Annotated in this window: 15 protein-coding genes; 3 read left to right on the top strand and 12 right to left on the bottom strand. The window is 63.5% G+C overall.

What is annotated here, in order from left to right:
* Positions 1-125 precede the first annotated feature (125 nt).
* The 12 genes from AC0L25_RS28390 to AC0L25_RS28335 form a co-directional block, all read right to left on the bottom strand.
* The gene (locus tag AC0L25_RS28390; RefSeq protein ID WP_473598510.1) at positions 126-1754 is read right to left on the bottom strand and encodes a GMC family oxidoreductase; all 1629 of its coding nucleotides are present in this window, start codon (positions 1752-1754) and stop codon (positions 126-128) included.
* Between the two features lie 12 nt (positions 1755-1766).
* Positions 1767-2528: a 3-ketoacyl-ACP reductase gene (locus AC0L25_RS28385; RefSeq protein WP_473598509.1), complete on the bottom strand. Its 762-nt coding sequence runs from the start codon at positions 2526-2528 to the stop codon at positions 1767-1769.
* Positions 2529-2736: 208 nt separating this feature from the next.
* Positions 2737-4239, bottom strand: coding sequence for a GMC oxidoreductase (locus AC0L25_RS28380; RefSeq protein WP_473598508.1), 1503 nt, complete (start codon positions 4237-4239; stop codon positions 2737-2739).
* A gap of 5 nt (positions 4240-4244) precedes the next feature.
* Positions 4245-5360, bottom strand: coding sequence for an ABC transporter ATP-binding protein (locus AC0L25_RS28375; protein WP_473598507.1), 1116 nt, complete (start codon positions 5358-5360; stop codon positions 4245-4247).
* A gap of 4 nt (positions 5361-5364) precedes the next feature.
* Positions 5365-6309: a carbohydrate ABC transporter permease gene (locus tag AC0L25_RS28370; RefSeq protein WP_027153273.1), complete on the bottom strand. Its 945-nt coding sequence runs from the start codon at positions 6307-6309 to the stop codon at positions 5365-5367.
* Positions 6306-7262 (bottom strand): carbohydrate ABC transporter permease, encoded by a 957-nt coding sequence (locus tag AC0L25_RS28365; RefSeq protein ID WP_473598506.1) that lies wholly within the window; start codon positions 7260-7262, stop codon positions 6306-6308. The genes AC0L25_RS28370 and AC0L25_RS28365 overlap by 4 nt, the downstream gene beginning before the upstream one ends.
* A gap of 163 nt (positions 7263-7425) precedes the next feature.
* Positions 7426-8679 (bottom strand): ABC transporter substrate-binding protein, encoded by a 1254-nt coding sequence (locus AC0L25_RS28360; RefSeq protein ID WP_473598505.1) that lies wholly within the window; start codon positions 8677-8679, stop codon positions 7426-7428.
* Positions 8680-8738: 59 nt separating this feature from the next.
* A complete protein-coding gene (locus AC0L25_RS28355) occupies positions 8739-10250 on the bottom strand; it encodes an aldehyde dehydrogenase family protein (RefSeq protein ID WP_473598504.1) in 1512 nt (503 codons plus the stop codon).
* Positions 10251-10274: 24 nt separating this feature from the next.
* Positions 10275-11051 (bottom strand): enoyl-CoA hydratase/isomerase family protein, encoded by a 777-nt coding sequence (locus AC0L25_RS28350; RefSeq protein ID WP_473598503.1) that lies wholly within the window; start codon positions 11049-11051, stop codon positions 10275-10277.
* Positions 11044-12645 (bottom strand): acyl CoA:acetate/3-ketoacid CoA transferase, encoded by a 1602-nt coding sequence (locus tag AC0L25_RS28345; RefSeq protein WP_473598502.1) that lies wholly within the window; start codon positions 12643-12645, stop codon positions 11044-11046. The genes AC0L25_RS28350 and AC0L25_RS28345 overlap by 8 nt, the downstream gene beginning before the upstream one ends.
* A 10-nt stretch (positions 12646-12655) precedes the next feature.
* Positions 12656-13675: a Gfo/Idh/MocA family protein gene (locus tag AC0L25_RS28340; RefSeq protein ID WP_473598501.1), complete on the bottom strand. Its 1020-nt coding sequence runs from the start codon at positions 13673-13675 to the stop codon at positions 12656-12658.
* Positions 13672-14715, bottom strand: coding sequence for a LacI family DNA-binding transcriptional regulator (locus tag AC0L25_RS28335; protein WP_473598500.1), 1044 nt, complete (start codon positions 14713-14715; stop codon positions 13672-13674). The genes AC0L25_RS28340 and AC0L25_RS28335 overlap by 4 nt, the downstream gene beginning before the upstream one ends.
* 241 nt (positions 14716-14956) lie before the next feature.
* Here AC0L25_RS28335 and AC0L25_RS28330 point away from each other — a divergent pair, with 241 nt between their 5' ends.
* The 3 genes from AC0L25_RS28330 (at position 14957) to AC0L25_RS28320 (ending at position 19333) form a co-directional block, all read left to right on the top strand.
* A complete protein-coding gene (locus AC0L25_RS28330) occupies positions 14957-16111 on the top strand; it encodes a dihydrodipicolinate synthase family protein (RefSeq protein ID WP_473598499.1) in 1155 nt (384 codons plus the stop codon).
* 138 nt (positions 16112-16249) lie between these two features.
* Entirely contained in the window at positions 16250-17212 is a 963-nt protein-coding gene (gene fcl, locus AC0L25_RS28325) for a GDP-L-fucose synthase (RefSeq protein WP_473598498.1), read from the top strand.
* 285 nt (positions 17213-17497) lie between these two features.
* Entirely contained in the window at positions 17498-19333 is a 1836-nt protein-coding gene (locus AC0L25_RS28320; RefSeq protein WP_473598497.1) for a type I restriction-modification system subunit M, read from the top strand.
* The last annotated feature ends 7 nt before the right edge of the window (positions 19334-19340 follow it).

The raw sequence follows: 19340 nt of genomic DNA, 5'->3' as shown, positions 1-19340 counted from the left end.
GGTCAATAACGTCACATGGCTCATGCTGTGCTGCTAACTACGCTCGTAAGGACGACCTTAAGAGCGCAGCCTCGCTATCCTGCCACGCTCGCGCAAGGCGGCCTTCGCCGGAGGCGTACGGGATCTCATGCCGCTTGGTTGGTGGAAAACACGGCCGGCGGCAGAGGTTCGCGGCCAAGGATCAGATCGGCGCCCTTTTCGCCGACCATGATCGTTGGCGCATTGGTGTTGGAGGAGGGGATGCGCGGCATCACCGAGGCGTCGCAGACGCGCAACCCTTCGATGCCGCGCAGCCTGAGATCCGGCGTCACCACGCTCATCGCATCATGCCCCATGCGGCAGGTGCCGACAGGGTGGTGGTCGGTCTTGGAACTGCGGCAGGCATAGTCGAACAGCTCGTCGTCGCTGGTGAGTGTCGGCCCCGGCAACACCTCGCGCAGCACATAAGGGGCAAGTGCCTTCTGTCGCATGATCTCGCGCGCCAGCCTGAGCCCCTTGATCGACATGTCGCGATCGTAGGGGTCGGACCAGTAATTCGGATCGATCAGCGGGTGGTCGGCGGGGTCGGCGCTGTTCAGCCGCACCGTGCCGCGCGAATGCGGTCGCAGGAAGGCCGAGTTCAGCGTCACGCCCGGATTTTTCAGTTTTTCGACACCGGCCTCGATGCCGGAGCCGAGGCCGAGATGGAGCTGGATATCGGGCGAGGCGGCGGTCGGGCCGGCGTACCAGAAGCCGCCGGTCTCGAACAGGCTGGAGGCAACCGGGCCTTTTTTCAACAGCAGGTACTGCAGGCCGGCCCACACCGTCCGGTGCAGCTTGGCGTAGTTGTCGTAGGTGTGATCGCCGGTGCATTCGGCAATGACGAACAGGTCGAGATGGTCCTGCAGGTTGGAGCCGACGCCGGGCAGGTTATGCACCGGCGTCACGCCGACCGACTTCAGATGGTCGGCCGGGCCGATGCCCGACTGCATCAGCAGCTTCGGCGACCCGATGGCGCCGGACGAGACGATCACTTCGCGCTCGGCGCGCAGGATTTTCTTCTCGCCGCCCGGCCTGTCGACGATCTCGACACCGACGGCGCGGTCTTTCTCGACGACGATGCGCGTCACCAGCACGCCGGTCCTGACGGTCAGGTTCTTGCGCTCGCGGATCGGCTTGAGATAGGCGACTGGGGCGGAGGAGCGTCTCGCGTCCTTCTGCGTCAATTGGTAATAGCCGACGCCTTCTTGGGCTATCCCGTTGAAGTCCGGATTGAAGGGAATGCCCATCTCCTGCCCGGCGCGGAAATAGGCTTCGCAGATCGGCAGCGGGGCAATCGGGTTCGAGACGCCGAGCGGGCCCTGGTCGCCGTGAAAATCGTTGGCGTAGCGTTGGTTGTTCTCGGCCCGCTTGAAATAGGGCAGCACGTCGCGATAGCCCCAGCCCGCAAGGCCCTCTTCCTTCTCCCAGGCGTCGTAATCGCGGGCATTGCCGCGCGTGTAGATCTGGGCGTTGATGGAGGAGCCGCCGCCGATCACCTTGGCCTGTGTGTACCGGAAGACGCGGTCCTTCATGTGCTTTTGCGGCACTGTCGACCAGCCCCAGGCGGCGAGGCCCTTGGTCATCTTGGCGAAACCGGCCGGCATATGGATCAGTGGATGCCAGTCCTTGCCGCCGGCCTCGAGCAGCAGCACCTGATGCGACGGATCTTCGCTCAGCCGGTTGGCCAGGACGCAGCCGGCCGGGCCGGCGCCGACGATTATATAGTCGGTCATGGCGTCACCTGTTCACAGCCTCGGCACCGACAGCGCACCGTCGACATTGATGATCGAGCCGGTCGAAAAGCCGAGCTTGCCGCCGGCGAGTGCCGCCACCGCGGCGCCGACATCGGCGGTTTCGCCCCAGCGCTTCGCCGGCACCAGCCCGCCGTCGATCAGCGCGTCGTACTTGGCGGTGACGCCTGATGTCATGTCGGTGCGGATGATGCCCGGCCGCACCTCGAACACGCCGATATTTTCGGCGGCGAGGCGTAGCGCCAGGGTTCTCACCCACATCGAAAGCCCGGCCTTGGAGATGCAGTAATCGGCGCGCTCGGGCGAGGCCATTTCGGCGCTGACCGAGGTGATGGTGATGATCGATTTTAGGTGATCACCCGGCGCTGCCAGCATCGCCCTGGCAACGGCCTGGCTGAGGAAGACGGTGCCGCGCAGATTGATGCTGAGGATCCGGTCGAAATTGTCCGGTTTCAATTCCAGCAGGTCGCCGCGCATGACGGCGCCGATGCCGGCATTGTTGACCAGGCAGTCGATGCGGCCGAAGGCGGTTGTCGCGGCATCGACCAATGCGGCATGGTCGTCAAGGTCGGCTATATCGCCGCAATGATAGGCGAACTTCGCGCCGCGAGCGGCGATGTCAGCGGCAAGCCCGTCAGGGGCATTGTCGGCAAGGTCCACGACGAGGATGTCGAAGCCCGCATCGGCCAGCGCTTCGGCGCAGGCCAGGCCGATGCCGCGCGCGCCGCCGGTGACGATGGCCACTGGGCGGGTCATATGAGAACAAACTCCCGCAGGCTGGCGCTGCCCCTCATCGCCCTACCGGGCACTTCTCCCCGTATAGTGACGGGGAGAAGGACGCCTTCATCGTCGGTTTCGCCAACCGCTAGCGTTACAAAAAAAGCGCCGAGGTTGCGGTCAGCGGGCTTCTCCCCGTTCACGGGGAGAAAGTGCCGGCAGGCGGATGAGGGGCAGCGCAAACCGATCATGCGACAAGCTCCGTCTTGCGGATGTGGTCGGCGACGCGCAGCGCTTGTGCGGCGATCGACAGCGCCGGATTGACCGCGGCCGAGTTCGGCAAGAAGCTGGCGTCGACGACAAACAGGTTCCGGTGGTCGAACGAGCGGCAGTAGGGGTCGAGCGGTGAGCCCGCCGGATCGTCGCCCATCTTCACTGTGCCGCACTGGTGCGACGGCGTGCGCTTGTCGAAAGGCCGCGACAGGACGATCGGATAGCCGGAGGCGCGGAAGTTCTCGCGCATCACCTTGGTCAGCCCGTCGAGCGACTGCATGTTGGAGCGCCGCCACTGCATCACGATATCCTTACCGTTGACCATGATGCGGCTTTCGGGATCGGGCAGGTCCTCGCACATCAGGTACCAGTCGACGGCGTGCCCGGCCATGAAGTCCAGCGCGAATTTGGGTGCAAGCTTGACGTTGGCCCTGAGGATATTGCCGTCGATCTTGCCGAGAAGCTGGACATTGCCGAGCGGCTTGCCGCCCTTGCCGTCGGATAGATAGTAGTCGTTGAGCATCAGCGTCTTCTGGTAGACGGAGGTGTTCCTGCGGCGCGGATCGATCGCCAGCATGGCGCTCGAATTGTGGTTCATGAAGTTGCGGCCGACCTGGTCGGAACGGTTGGCGAGACCCTTGCCATCGGGGGAGGGCGAACGCAGCAGGATGACCGCTGAATTGACCGCGCCGGCCGAGAGGATGACCAGTTTCGGCGTCACTTTCTTCAGTATGCCGTCCTGGCGATAGTGAACGGCTGCGATCGTCGTGGCATCCGGTGAGGCTTCGAGGTATTCGACATGAGCACCGGTCTCGAGCCTGATGTTCCGGTCGGCAAGTGCCGCTGTCAGCGGCCCCGTTTGGGCGTCGACCTTGCCGGTCCCGGTGTTGGGAAACGCGTCCCAGCCTGTCTTGCCGTCCTTTAGCCAGGCATCGATGTCGACGCCGAGCGGCAGCGATGCCGGATGCAGGCCGAGGCCCATGAGTTCGGCACGGGCGCGGGCGATGGGTGGCTCGTCGGGCACCGGCCCGAAGGGATAGGAGATCGAGTGGAACGGTTCGGTCGGATCTTCGCCGAGGGCGCCGCGCACGCGAAAAAGCTGCTCGGCCTTGGAGTACCAGGACTCAAACTCCTCATAGGGGAACGGCCAGGCCGGCGAGACGCCGCCATAGTGCTCCATCTCCGAAAAGTCTTCCTTGCGGTAGCGGATCAGCACGGCGCCGTAGAATTTCGAATTGCCGCCGACGTAGTAATAGTTGCCCGGGTTGAACGCAGCACCCCCGGCCTCGCGCCACATCTCCTTCGGCCGGTAGTGACCGTCGACGAAGATGGCGCGTGTGTCGCGGGTGTGCGGCGTCCCCGGCAGCGGTTCGCCGCGCTCCAGCATCAGGATCGAGGCGCCGCTGCCGGCAAGGCCGGAAGCGATCGTGGCGCCGCCGATGCCGGAGCCGATGATGACGATGTCCGGGTTTGTCATGGCTGTCAGAGGATACGATTCTCGGTCGCCGGATCGAAGAACACCGCCTTGGTCAGGTTGAAGGCAAGCGGCGTGCTGGTGCCCGGCTGGATGTTGGCGTCAGCGCGCAGACGCGCCACCACAGCCTTGCCGCCCAGATTGGTGACGGCGAAGGTATCGGAGCCCGCCGGCTCCACAACCTCGATGTGACAGTCGGCGGTGGCGATGTTCGATGCGTTGCGTTCGGCCCCTTCGGGATCGGTCAGGGCCTCGGGGCGGACGCCAAAAATGATCGGCTTGCTGTGGAATGCCGACAGACCCGTCGGCGCATCGGCCAGCGGCAGCGAGATCGGCTCGCGCGCCTCGCGCTGCACCACCACGGAAAGCGCATTGCCATTGCCGCCGACCGTCGCCGGAATCAGGTTCATGGCCGGCGAGCCCATGAAGTCGGCAACAAACAGGTTGGTCGGGTTGTTATAGATTTCGGCCGGCGTGCCGAACTGCTGCACCTCGCCGTCGCGCATCACCGCGATCTTGGTGGCCAGCGTCATCGCCTCGATCTGGTCGTGGGTGACGTAGACGATCGTGGTGCCGGTGGTCGCATGCAGGCGCTTGATCTCGATGCGCATATCGACGCGCAGCTTGGCGTCGAGATTGGAGAGCGGCTCGTCGAAGAGAAAGAGCTTGGGGTCGCGCACCAGCGCCCGGCCCATGGCGACGCGCTGGCGCTGGCCGCCGGAGAGCTGGCTCGGCTTGCGCTGCAGGAGGTGGCCGATCTGCAGCACTTTCGCCACCTTGTCGATCGCCTTCTGGCGCTCCTGCGCCGGCACGCCGCGCATCTCCATGCCGAAGGCAATGTTTCCTGCGACGGTCATGTTCGGGTAAAGCGCGTAGCTCTGGAACACCATGGCGATGTCGCGTTTCGAGGGGTGGAGATCGTTGATCGTCCGTCCGTCGACACGGATTTCGCCTTCGGTGATGGTTTCCAGGCCGGCGATGGTGTTGAGCAAGGTCGACTTGCCACAGCCGGACGGGCCGACCAGCACGAGGAAGCCGCCCTTTTCGAGATCGACGTCGATGCCCTTCAGGATCTCGACCGATCCGAACCGCTTCCTCAGCCCATCAATTTCGAGAAATGCCATTCGATTATCCTTTGACGGCGCCGGCCATCAGGCCGCGCACGAAATAGCGGCCAGCGACCACGTAGACGAGAAGGGTCGGCAGTGCGGCGATCATCGCCGCCGCCATGTTGACGTTGTATTCGACGACGCCGGTCGAGGTGTTGACGACGTTGTTCAGCGCCACGGTCATCGGCATCGCGTCGCCGGTGCCGGCATAGGCCGAGGCGAACAGGAAGTCGTTCCAGATGTTGGTGAACTGGTAGATGACGGTGACGACGAAGATCGGCATCGAATTCGGCAGCATGATGCGCCGGAAGATCTGGAAGAAGCTGGCTCCGTCGACCTGTGCCGCTTTGACCAGTTCGGTCGGGAACGCCTCGTAATAATTGCGGAAGAACAAAGTGGTGAAGCCGAGCCCATAGACGACGTGGACAAAGACCAGGTTGACCGTCGGATTGCCCAAGCCGAATGAAAATCCCGTGGCGTTTCGCAGCGTCACGCCGAAGCGGCCGAGGCTGCCGAGGATCGTCGCCATCGGCAACAGCACCGACTGGAACGGGATGAAGCAGGCAAACAGCATCAGCCCGAAGACCAGCGTGTGGCCGCGGAAGCGCCATTTGGTCAGGACATAGCCGTTGAGCGCGCCGAGCAGCGTCGAGATCAGCACCGCAGGAACCACCATCTTGATGGAATTCCAGAAATAGCCCTTGATGCCGGCGCAGGTCAGGCCGACGCAGGTCTCGCCCCACGCCTTCAGCCACGGCTCGAAGGTCGGCGCCTGCGGCAGCGCCAGCATGTTGCCGTTCTGGATCTCGTCCATCGTCTTGAACGAAGTCACCAGCATGACGAACAGCGGCATCAGGTAGAACAGCGCGAACAGCGCCAGCAGGCCGTAGATGACGATGCGGTTGACGGTCCTGGCGCTGATGCCGCCAGTGCTCTGGCGAGCGGGCGTGGCAATGACGCTCATCGCGGCTTCTCCCTGAGCTCGGAATAGAGGTAGGGCACGATTATCGCGGTGATGGTCATCAGCATGATCACGGCGCTGGCCGAGCCGACGGCCATTTCGTTGCGCTTGAAGGTGTACTCATACATGAAGTTCGACGGCAGCCACGCCGAGCCGCCCGGCCCGCCGCTGGTCAGTGCTACGACCAGATCGTAGGACTTGATGGCGAGGTGGGCGAGCACGATGAAGGCCGACAGGAAGATGGGCCGCAGCAGCGGTATGACGATGCGGCGATAGAGCTGGAAGGTGGTGGCGCCGTCGATCTGCGCCGCCTTCATGATCTCGCCATCGATGCCGCGCAGGCCGGCCAGGAACATCGCCATGATGAAGCCGGAGGCCTGCCAGACGCCGGCGATCACCACAGTGTAGATGACGAAATCCTTGTTTTTGATCCAATCGAAATGGAAGCTAGTCCAGCCCCACTGGTGCAGCGTCTGCTCAAGGCCGAGGCCGGGATCGAGGAACCATTTCCAGGCGACGCCGGTGACGATGAAGGATAGCGCCATCGGGTAGAGATAGATCGGCCGCAACATGCCTTCGCCGCGGATCTTCTGGTCGAGCAGGATGGCCAGGAAAAGGCCGAGCGCCAGGCAGATGAAGATGTAGAGAAAGCCGAAAATGCCCATATTGGTGATCGACGTGTACCAGCTCGATGGCGGGTCGCTCTCGAAGGTCCAGCGCCACAGCCGCTGATAGGCCCGCGGCCCGGTGAGCGCATAGGACGGGAAGGTCTTGGAATTGGTGAACGACAGATAGACCGTCCACAGGATGAAGCCGTAGACGAAGACAACAGTGATCGCAAAGCTTGGCGCCAGTACGATCTTCGGCAGCGCGTCCTGCAGGCGCGAACGCATGGAGGCACCCGGGCGCGCACCATGCTCCGGCGTCAGCTTGATCTGGGTCGTGACCGTAGTCATGGGCTCCTCCCTTTCGGGTCGCTTCACCGCCAGGCGGGGAAGGATAGCCCCGCGAGACGGGGCGTGTTGGTCGATCGCCGGCGCCATTCCGACCAGAGACCGACCATCCTGGCTTGGTGGAACCTTCCCCACCGGAGCGGGGAAGGTTCTTTCATGCCGGTTCTTACTTGGCGTCTTCGATCGCGTTGACCAACTGGGTCACGGCCTCGTCCGAGGTCTTGATCTGACCGTGGACAAATTTTGAGACGACGTCCTTGTAGGCATTGGCGACCGCCGGAGGCGCGCCATAGCCCTGGGCCAGCGAGCCGAACAGCGTGCCGCCTTCGTTGGCGGCCTTCAGGTCGGCCATGCCCTTCTTGCCGCAAGCGTCGAAGTCGGTGTCAGGCACGTCGGTGCGGGCCGGGACCGAGCCCTTGACGACGTTGAAAGCCGACTGGAAGCTCTTCGACAAAGTGGCGGTGGCCAGGGCGACCTGGGCGGCCTTGCGGTCCTCCGGAACGTCGAACATGCCGAACATGTCGGAGTTGTAGACCACGCTGCCGTCGGTGCCCGGGAAGCGATAGCACAGGAAATCGGTGCCGGGGGTTTTCTTGGCGGCGTTGAATTCGCCCTTGGCCCAGTCGCCCATGACCTGCACCAGCGCATCGCCCTTGATGACCATGGCGGTGGCAAGGTTCCAGTCGCGGCCCGAGAAGTTCGGGTCGACATAGGTGATGAGCTTGGCGAGGTTGTCGAACGACTTCTTCATCGTGTCGGACTTCAGCTGCTCCTCGTCGAGGTCGTTGAAGGCCTTTTTGTAGAACTCAGGTCCGCCGGTCGACAGCACGACCGAGTCGAACATGGTGGCTTCCTGCCAGTTCTGGCCGCCGAGCGCGAGCGGAATGACGCCAGCCGCCTTGGCCTTGTCGAGCAGCGCGATGAAGTCGTCGAAGGTCTTGGGCTCGGTGCCGCCGATCTTGTCCATCACCGCCTTGTTGATCCACAACCAGTTGACCGAGTGGACGTTAACCGGAGCCGCGACCCACTTACCGTCATAGACCGAGAATTTCTGCAGGGCGGCCGGAACGGACTTGTCCCAGCCCTCCTTTACCGCCGTCTCGGTCAGGTCACCCATCACGCCGGCAGCGGCATAATCGAGCACGGTATAGCCGAGCATCTGCGAGGCGGTCGGGTAGTTGCCGGCTGCGACCATCGCCTTCAGCGCGGTCATGGCGGCGTCACCGCCGCCGCCGGCCACGGGCACGTCCTTCCAGGCAAAGCCTTGCTTGGCGAGATCCTCCTTGAGCACGTTCAAAGCAGCCGCTTCGCCGCCAGACGTCCACCAATGCAGCATCTCGACTTCCTTGACGTCCTGGGCATGGGCCGCGAACGCAAGACCCGACCCGAGAGCCGTTCCGATAAGCAGTTTGCGCAACATGTACTTCCTCCCTTGTTGCAGCTACACGACCGGCGGATGTCCGCCGGGTTCTTCCCAACTCAGCCGACCCACCATCCGGTGCGCTGGCCGCGATGAAACTGGATCGTCTTTTTCTCGGTATAGTCCTCGACGGCGCGCTTGCCGAGTTCGCGTCCGAGACCGGACTGCTTATAGCCTCCGAAAGGCAGCTCGGGATAACCTTCCATGAACGTGTTCACCCAAACGGTTCCCGAACGCACATTCCGCGCCACCGACATGCAGGTGTCGAGGCTGGCGCTCCACACGCCCGCCGATAAACCATAGGGCGTGTTGTTGGCGATGCGCAACGCCTCTTCAATCGATCCAAACGTCAGCACCGACAGCACCGGTCCGAACACTTCTTCACGTGCAATGGCCATGTCCTCGGTCACGCCGCGAAGGATGGTCGGGTCGAGATACTGACCGGCACTGGAAGCGATCTGCTTGCCGCCGCTATAGACGCTGCTGCCGTCGTTTGCCGCCGCCGCTACGTAGCCGGTGACCTTGGAAAGATGCTCGAAAGAGATCATCGCGCCGACCTTGGTGCTGTCGTCGAGCGGATCGCCGACGGTGACCCTGGCGGTGAGCGCCTTCACTGCGCCGAGGAAGTCGTCGGCGATCGCGTCATGGACGATCAGCCGGCTGCCGGCGTTGCAGCATTCGCCGGCGTTGAAGAAGCCGCCGAACACTGCCGCGTCGGCGGCGGCATGGAGGTCGGCATCTGGAAAGACGATCTGGCCGTTTTTGCCGCCGAGTTCCATGGAGACCTTCTTCAGCGAGTTCGCAGCCGACGCCATCGTCATCTTGCCGACCCGGGTGGAGCCGGTGAAAGACACCATCTCGACCAGCGGATGGCTGACCATCGCGGCGCCAACATCGGCGCCCAGGCCAGCGAGGATGTTGACGACGCCGTCCGGCAAGCCGGCCTGCATCAGGATGTCGCCGAGCACGAAGGTCGAGGCCGAGGTCATCTCGCTCGGCTTGACCACTGCCGTGCAGCCGGCGGCGAGCGCGAACGGCAGTTTCTGGCTGACGATGAGGAACGGAAAATTCCACGGCGTGATGATCGAGACGACGCCGATCGGTTCGCGCAGCACGACGCCCAGCATGGCGTCGCCGAGATTGGCGTAGGTTTCGCCATGCAGCGTGCGGGCAAGGGATGCCGCATAGCGCCAGATGTCGACGGCGCCGCCGATCTCGCCGCACGCCTGGGCGATCGGCTTGCCGGATTCCAGCGCGTCGAGCCGGGCAATTTCCTCGAGCCGCGCCTCGATCAGATCCGCCGCCTTGAGCAGGATCGCGGCGCGCTCGCCGGCCTTCATGCGCGGCCAGGGGCCGGTCTCGAAAGCCTTGTACGCGGCTGTCACCGCTGCCTCGACTTCGGCCGCGCCGGCTTGTGCATAGCGCGAAACCGTGAAGCCGTGGCCGGGGCTATTGCGCTCCAGCGTCCGGCCGTCGCCGGCGTTGACAAACTTGCCGTCGATCAGCAGCCGGTAGGTCTTGGGCGCCGCGGATGCCTCGGCGGGCATGGCGATGGTGAGGGGCAAGTTCATGTGAGTTCCAGGTTCCGCATGCATTCAGGATCTTGAAAACGCTGGTTTCTGTTTGGTTTTGAAAGCGTCGACACCAGCCTTGAGGTCGCCGGTCAGCGCGATGAAGCCGCTGGCCAGCGCCTCTGTAGCGGCAGCACTTTCCTCCCCCTCGGCGACCGCGATCATCAGCTTGGCGGCCTCGGTTGCCAGCGGGCCGCGCTCGGCGATCTTGCCGGCCCAGGCCCCGGCCTCGGTGAATGCCTTGCCTGTGTCGACCACCCGGTCGACGATGCCCAGAGCGAGCGCTTCGGCCGCCACGAACGTCTCGCCGCCGAGCGCCATGCGCCGCACCGTCTGCGCGCCGAAACGGCGCACCGCGCGCTGCGTGCCGGACCAGCCGGGCACCACGCCGATCGAGGTTTCGGGGAAGCCTAATTTCACCTGCGCCTCGGCGATACGGAAGTCGCAGGCGACCGCCAGTTCTAGCCCGCCGCCCAGCGCATGGCCGGACAGAACGGCGATCGTCGGTTGCCGCAGCCGCGCCAGCCGGTCGAAGACGCGGTGGCCGTAGCGAACCCATTGCACCTGCAAATCGGCGGCACTCATTTGCGACCAGGCTTCGACATCGCCACCCGAGCAAAAGCCCTTGCCTTCGCCACACAACAGCACGACACGAACGCTGTCCGCAGCTTCCGCCGCTTCGAGCGCGGCTTCCAGCGCGCGCAGCATCGGTATGTCGAGCGCGTTGAATTTCTCCGGCCGGCGCAGCGTGACGATGCCGATGGCGCCGTCGGTTTCAAAGGTGACGAGAGGTTCAGTCACGTGCGCCTCCAAGTGAGGCGCCGCCATTGAGCGACAGTCCGATCGGCCGGTCACGATAGAGCGCGTCCGGCGTCACTTTCAGGTCGTCGGCGACACCGAGCGGAATCTCGGCCTGCGCCAGCACGTCGCGCTGAAGGTCGATGCCGGGTGCCAGCTCAGTCACCATCAGTCCATCCGGCGTCAACTTCATGACGCAGCGTTCGGTGACATAGGTGATGTCCTGCCCTTGCGCGACGGCGCGCTTGCCAGAGAAGGAGATGTGCTCGACCTCGCCGACCACCTTCTTGACCTTGCCCTCCTGGTCGATGCGGATGCCGCCATCGGCCAGCGACAGCCTGGCGCCGGCATTGAAGAAGCCGGAAAACACGATCTTCTTCGCCCGCGCGGTGATATCGACGAAGCCGCCGGCGCCGGCGGTGACGTGCGGCCGCGCCGAAAGCTTCGACACGTTGACCGAGCCGTGGCGGTCGATCTGCAGGAAGGACAGCAGCGACGCGTCGAAGCCGCCGGCCTGGAAATAGATGAACTGGTGTGGCGAAGGCATGAAGGCGTCGGCGTTCGACGAGCAGCCGAACTTGAAGTCGAGCAGCGGCACGCCACCGACCGCGCCCTGTTCGATCACCCAGGTGACCTTGCCGTGCTGGCCTTCCTCGATAAGAATGCGCGGCACATTGGCCGAGATGCCGAAGCCGATGTTGACCGCCATGCCATCGGCAAGCTCCATGGCGACGCGGCGGGCAATGACCTTCTGGACATTCATTTCGGCGTTGCGGAAGCTTGACAGCGGCCGGAAGATCTCCCCCGAGATCGCCGGGTCGTAAGGTGTCAGCGTTGTCTGCAACTGGTCAGCCGCGACCACGATGTGGTCGACCAGCACACCGGGCACGCGCACGTCATGCGGCTTCAGCGTGCCGTTCTCGACGACGCGCTTGACCTGCGCGATGACAATGCCGCCGTTGTTGCGGGCGGCGAGCGCCTGTTCCAGCCCGCCGAGATAGGCGCCCTCATGCTCATAGGTGAGGTTGCCGCGCTCATCGGCGGTGGTGGCGCGGATGATCGAGACGTCAGGCACGATCGAACGGAAATAGAGCCATTCCTCGCCGTCGAACTGCTGCACCGAAACGATCGGCTCACTCGCGGCCGCATTCATGGCACAGCCCTGGTGACGCGGGTCGGCGAACGTGTCGAGGCCGACCTTGGTCAGCACGCCGGGCCGCTTGGCGGCGGCCTCGCGATGCATGTCGAACAATATGCCTGACGGCACATTGTAGGCGGCGACCGAATTGTCGCCGATCATCTTCCAGATCTGCGGCGGCTGCGAAGATGACGGGCCGGACGGATAGGAGCCGCACAGCGTGCGCTTCAACAGGCCGGGCTTGGCGAGATGGTCGATACCCCTAATGCCGTACATGTCGCCGGCGGCGATTGGATGCAGCGTCGTGATACGCTTCGGATGGCCTTCGGCGTCGAAGCGCTCGCCGATGGCGGCGAGCACCGCATCCGGGCAGCCGAGACCGCTCGACGACGAGACGGAAACGATCATGCCGTCCCTGATCAGGCTGGCGGCTTGCGCGGCGGAGACGAGCTTGCTCACCCTGCGTCCCTTAGTTTCGGAGCGATTGGGGTTTCGGATCGATCGCGACTGATTTGCCCGACTTGGCCGATTGCAATGCCGCTTCGGCTGATGTCAGCGACCAGACGCCGTCTTCGCCGGTGGCCGACGGCTGGCCTTCGCCACGGATCGCCGCATGGAACTGGCGCAAGGACCTGACATAGAGATCTTCGCGGTCGAAGCTCAATTCCTCCTCGCCCTTTGCCGTGCGCAGCAGCACAGAGCCGATCGGCTTCTGCGTCATCACATCTTTCGCGATCAGGGAGCCTTCGCTGCCATGCACCTCGAAGCCGGTGCCGGCGAATTTGGTGGTGAAGCCCTCATGCGACTGGGCGATGACGCCCGATGCAAAGCGCCAGATGCACATGGCGCCGTCTTCCAACCCACCGCCGGCCATGCCGGCCGATTGCGTGAACGCCGAAACCTCAAGCGGATCGTCGCCGAGCACGAAGCGCAGCGTGTCGGCATCGTGCACGGTGATGTCGAGCACCACGCCGCCGCCGGCGTCCTTCCTGGTGATGCGCCAGCCCTGCAGTTCCTCAGGCAGATAGACGGAGTGGAAGACGCGCGCGGCGATCGGCTTGCCGATGCGGCCAGCGGCAATGCTTTCGCGCATCGCCCGATGCGAGCCGGCATTGCGCAAATGATGGTTGGTGCCGAGCACGATGCCGGCCGCCTTGGCGGCGGCGACCATTGCGCGCGCATCGGCGCTGGTCAGCGCCAGCGGCTTTTCGCACAAAACATGTTTTCCCGCCCTGATGGCGGATAATGCCTGTTCGAGATGCAATTCGTTGGTGGTCGAGATGTAGACGGCATCGACGTCGGAGCCGAGCAGTTCATCGAGCGTCGAGACGCCGACCGGAATGCCGCTCTCCTTCGCATAGGAGGTGGCGCGCTCCGGGCTGGAACTCATCACCGCCGCGATCTCGCTGTTCGGTTGCGCGCGGATGGCACTGATCATGAATTGCCTGGCGATCGTGCTCGCGCCGATCAGTCCCCATTTCACTGTCATGCTGCGTCCCCCATTCCCGCACGGCGATCAGGTCCGCAACTGTCCCTGACGACGAGGTTGACGGCGCCGATATGATCTTCGGCGCGCGTGGTGCGCGACTGGATCATCTTCAGCATGACATGGGCGGCGCGCTCGCCGAGGCCTGCCGAATCTACCGCGACGCTGGTCAGCGCCGGCATGTAATGCTGGGCTTCGATCACGTCGTCGAAGCCGACGACGGCGAAATCCGCACCGGGCTCGAGTCCGCGCTTGCGCAGCGCCAGCATGACGCCGAAGGCGACCGCATCGTTGAAGCACAGCGCTGCGGTCGGCGGTTCGGCCATGGCGAGGGCCGTTTCCAGACAGGCAATGCCGCCCTTGCGACTGGTTTCGCCTTCGACGACCAGTGTATCGCGCTTGGCGATGCCGAGCGCCTCGCAGGCCTCGCGAAAACCGCCCAGCCGCTCGTGATAGACCACCAGATCCGATGAGCCGCCGAAGAAGGCCAGCCGGCGATGCCCTTTGCCGATCAGATGGGCGGTGGCGAGCCAGGCGCCGCGATGGTTGTCGGGCGCGATCACCGGGATGCGGCTTTCAGGAAGGCGGCGCATGGTGAAGACGATCGGAAGGCCCGCCGTCTCGATGCGGCGGAAAGCACCAGGGGCCGTGCCGCGCGCCGGCGACACGATCAGCCCGGCGACACCTTGCTCCATCAGTGATTTCAGCACTTCTTCCTGGCGCACCGGGTTCTCCGCCGTGTTGGCGATGAACGGCACGATGCCCGCCGACTGGAAGACACGCTCCATGCCAACCGCCATTTCGGCGAAAAACGGGTTGGTGAGATCGTTGATGACCATGCCGATGACGTTGGAATGGGCTTTGCGCAGATTGGCGGCGCCGCGGTTGTAGACATAACCGACATCCTCGATCGCCTTGCGGACCTTCAGCGCGGTCTCAGGCCGGATCAGACCGCTGCCCTGCAGCACGAGCGACACCGTCGACTTGGACACGCCCGCCTCGCGGGCAATGTCGAGTATCGTCGCCTTGGGCCTGCTGGCCATCCAGATCCGTCCTCCCGGTATTTTCTGGTCAGATTATTGGAACGTTCTAATTCCGGGCCTGATTTGAGTCAATCAGGATTTTTTGGGAATTCAGAAAAACGAGTACTCAGCAGCTTACGGGCGACAGTTCTAAGAGGCTTCTCGCTGCGATGCAGCATTTTGGCGACGTGGATAGAGAAATCGTAAAAGGCCTTGATTTATTGGAACGTTCCATTTATAGGCGCGCCCAAGGGAGAGATCGATGGACATTGCCTTGCCCGGGGAGGGCGGTCGCGGCACTCGCTACCGCCTTGTCGGCCAGCCGGCACAGCCGGTGATCGGCGCGCGGTTTTCGCGCATCGCCTATGCCGCCGCCCATGTCGTTGCCGACCCCCTCGCGATGACCGATCCGTGGTCTCATCCAGCGGTCGACTGGAAGCGCACGATGGCGTTCCGCCATCATCTCTGGCGGCTCGGTTTCCGTATCGCCGAGGCGATGGATACCGCACAGCGGGGCATGGGTTTCGACTGGGCAAACGCCAGGGAATTGATCCGCCGCTCGATCGCCGAGGCGCGAACCGTCGAGGGCGCCGATCTCGCCTCGGGCGCCGGAACAGACCATCTGGCGCCAGGCCCCGCCAGGACGCTCGACGATGTCATCGCGGCCTATGAGGAGCAGTTCAGTTTCATCGAGGGCCTGGGCGGCAAGGCGATCATGATGGCCAGCCGCGCGCTGGCGACTGTCGCCAAGGGTCCCGACGACTATGTCAGCGTCTATGATCGCATCCTGTCCCAGGCATCCGGCAAGGTCATCCTGCACTGGCTGGGCGACATGTTCGATCCGGCGCTGAAGGGTTATTGGGGCAGCCATGATTTCGACACCGCGCTCGACACGGTCGTTGCCATCATCGAACGCCACGCCGGCAAGGTCGAGGGGATCAAGATATCGCTGCTCGATGCCGGCAAAGAGGTTGCCCTGCGCAACCGGCTGCCGGAAGGGGTCGTCATGTTCACCGGCGACGACTTTAACTACCCCGAGCTGATCGCCGGCGACGGCGAAAGACATTCGCACGCGCTGCTCGGGATTTTCGACGCCATCGCGCCGGTCGCCAATGCCGCGCTGGCCAAACTGGCCGACGGCGACCGCACCGGCTATGACGCACTGATGGCGCCGACGGTCCCTCTGTCGCGGAAAATCTTCGAGGCGCCGACCGGGTACTACAAGGCCGGTATCGTCCTCATGGCGTGGCTGAACGATCACCAGGAGCATTTTTCGATGATCGGCGGCATGCAATCGGCGCGCGGCATTTGCCACTACGCCGATGTGTTTCGCCTTGCCGACCAGGCCGGATTGCTGGCCGACCCGGAGCTTGCCGTCGCAAGAATGAAGAGCCTGTGCACCGTCGCGGGTGTCTGACCGCCTACCACAAGAAGAGTTCGCCCAAATCTCCGATTTGCCTTGTCCGGGCAAATCTGTATGCGGTATGCGTCCGAGGCAGGCCCATCCGGCGCGCGCCAGATGGTCATAGCGACCGTTCTGCATAGGGATACGCCAATGGATTTCGACCTAAGGGGCAAGCGCATTTTCGTGGCCGGGCATCGCGGCATGGTCGGCTCGGCCATCCTGCGCAGGCTGGCGGACGAGGACTGCGAAGTCCTGACCGCATCCCGCGATGAACTCGATCTCATGGACCAGGCCGGCGTGCGGCGCTGGATGGCTGGCCACAGGCCGGATGCGGTGGTGCTGGCGGCGGCCAAGGTCGGCGGTATCCTGGCAAACAACAGGTTGCCGGTCGATTTTCTGCAGGACAATCTCATCATGCAGACCAACGTCATCGAGAGCGCCTTTCGCACCGAGGTGCAGAAATTACTGTTCCTCGGTTCGTCCTGCATCTATCCGAAATTTGCGGCGCAGCCGATCTCCGAGGACGCCTTGCTCACCGGTCCGCTCGAACCCACCAACGAATGGTATGCGATCGCCAAGATCGCCGGGCTGAAACTGTGCCAGGCCTATCGGCGCCAATACGGTGTCGAGTACATCTCGGCGATGCCGACGAACCTCTATGGCCCCGGCGACAATTTCGACCTCTCCACCAGCCATGTCGTACCAGCCCTGATGCGCAAGGCGCACAAGGCCAAGCGCGCCGGCGACAAAACCTTGGAGGTCTGGGGGTCGGGCACGCCAATGCGCGAGTTCCTGCATGTCGACGACGCCGCCGACGCTCTGGTCTGGCTGCTGAAAAACTATGCCGGCGACAGCCACGTCAATGTCGGCTCGGGCGAAGACATCACCATTGCCGAGCTCGCCCGCACCATGCTCTCCGTCGTCGGCGCCGAGGCGGTGCTCACATTCGATACGACGAAGCCGGACGGCACGCCGCGCAAGCTGATGGACGTGTCGCGCCTGTTCGCTACGGGCTGGCGCCCGCGCTACTCGCTGCAGAGCGGCTTGGAGCAGACCTATGCCTGGTTTCTCCAGCACATCGAGAAGGGCGATCTCCGCCTCGGCGCGGCTTGAGCCTCAATCGGCGCTGATTGCTGCCACCAGACATGACGGCTTGGGCGTGGCCCATGCAAAGTCGCTGGCCGATACGCTTGGGTTAGTGAAAGACCCTTGAGATAGGCGTCCAGTGTGACCAGAGTGTTGACCAGCGGCGGTGGCTAAGAGGTATTCGCGGCAATCCAAAGGAAACCCTCGGTCTCCTTCCTTTCCCGCTGGATTGATACCGGATTGATCGAGTCGTTGCCATTTGTTGACCTGTGGTCTTTAGTCTCTCCCGGACTGATTTGGGGGTATCTGTAATTGAACCAGCAAGCATTGTCGGCATTCATTTGGTCCGTGGCGGACCTTCTTAGGGGAGACTACAAGCAGGCAGATTACGGCAAGGTCATCCTGCCGTTCACCGTGCTGCGGCGTCTGGACTGTGTGCTGGAGCCAACCAAGGAAGCCGTGCTGGCCGAACAAGCCGCGAAGGTCGCGCAAGGCATGAACCCCGAGCCCTTCCTTCTGCGCAAGGCAGGGCAGACCTTCTACAACACCTCCAAGCTCGACATGCGCAAGTTGATGGGTGACCAGGACAACATCGCCCAGAACCTGTTCGCCTATATCCAGGCGTTCTCGCCCGACGTGCGCGACATCTTCGAGCGGTTCGAGTTTGCGGTGCAGGTAGACCGCTTGGCAAAGGCGGGGCTGCTCTACCAGGTCACCGAGAAGTTCGCCCGCATCGACCTGCATCCCAGCAAGGTCGACAACCACCAAATGGGCCTCGTCTTCGAGGAGCTGATCCGCAAGTTCTCGGAACTCTCCAACGAAACCGCCGGTGAGCATTTCACGCCGCGCGAAGTCATCAGGCTGATGGTCAACCTGCTGTTCGTCGAGGACGACGCCATCCTGTCCAAGCCCGGCGTGGTGCGAACCATCTACGATCCGACCGCTGGCACCGGCGGGATGCTGTCGGTCGCCGGTGAGCATTTGGTCGAGCACAACGACAAGGCCTCGCTGGTCATGTACGGGCAGGAATTGAACCCGGAGTCTTACGCCATCTGCAAGGCCGACATGCTGATCAAAGGGCAGGATGTCGCCAACATAGTCTTCGGCAATACGCTGTCCGACGATGGCCATCCGCACGAAAAATTCGACTACATGCTGTCCAACCCGCCCTTCGGCGTGGAATGGAAGAAGGTCGAGAAGGCTGTCCGCACCGAACACGAGAGCCAGGGGTTCAACGGCAGGTTTGGCCCCGGGTTGCCCCGGGTGTCCGATGGCTCGCTGCTGTTCCTCATGCATCTTCTTTCCAAGATGCGACCTGCGGTCGATGGCGGCAGCCGCTTCGGTATCGTCCTGAATGGATCGCCTTTGTTCACCGGAGGAGCTGGCAGCGGCGAGAGCGAAATCCGCCGTTACGTGCTGGAGAACGATCTGGTCGAGGCCATCGTCGCCCTGCCCATCGACATGTTCTACAACACTGGCATTTCCACTTATGTCTGGGTTCTGTCCAACCGCAAGCCAGCCCACCGGAAGGGGAAAGTGCAGCTCATCGATGCGTCGAGCTTCTGGCGCAAGATGCGCAAAAGTCTCGGCTCCAAGCGCAAGGAGATGGGCGACGAAGACATCGCCACGGTCACCAGACTGTTCGGCGGCTTCCTTGAGGCGCATCTCGCGACGCTGCTGGACGCTGATGGCAAGGAGATGGCGCGAAAGGTCGTGCTGGCAGGCGAGCAGCCCCCGACGGTTCCCGACGGCGGCAGGGTCAGGCTTGCACCGCTGTCGCTGATCTTCTCCAACGAGGCGTTCGGCTACAGCACCATCACCGTCGAGCGCCCCTTGCGTGACGATCAGGGGCGGCTTGTCCTTGGCGAGCGCGGCAAGAACAGGGGCAAGCCGCAGGCCGACAGTGCGCTTAGGGACACCGAGAACGTGCCGCTCGCCGAGGACGTCGAGGCCTATTTCCGGCGCGAGGTTGTGCCCCATGCCGGGGACGCATGGATCGACCACGAGAAAACAAAGGTCGGCTATGAGATCCCCTTCAGCCGGCACTTCTACGTCTTCGAGCCGCCGCGTCCATTGGCCGAGATTGACGCCGAACTCAAGCAGGTCACCGACCGTATCCTGACGATGATCGGAGAGATGGCAAGATGACGAGAGG

This window comes from Mesorhizobium sp. WSM4813, assembly GCF_055811555.1.
Note: the sequence above shows the minus strand (reverse complement) of the source record. Positions and strands in the feature narration are given on the sequence as shown.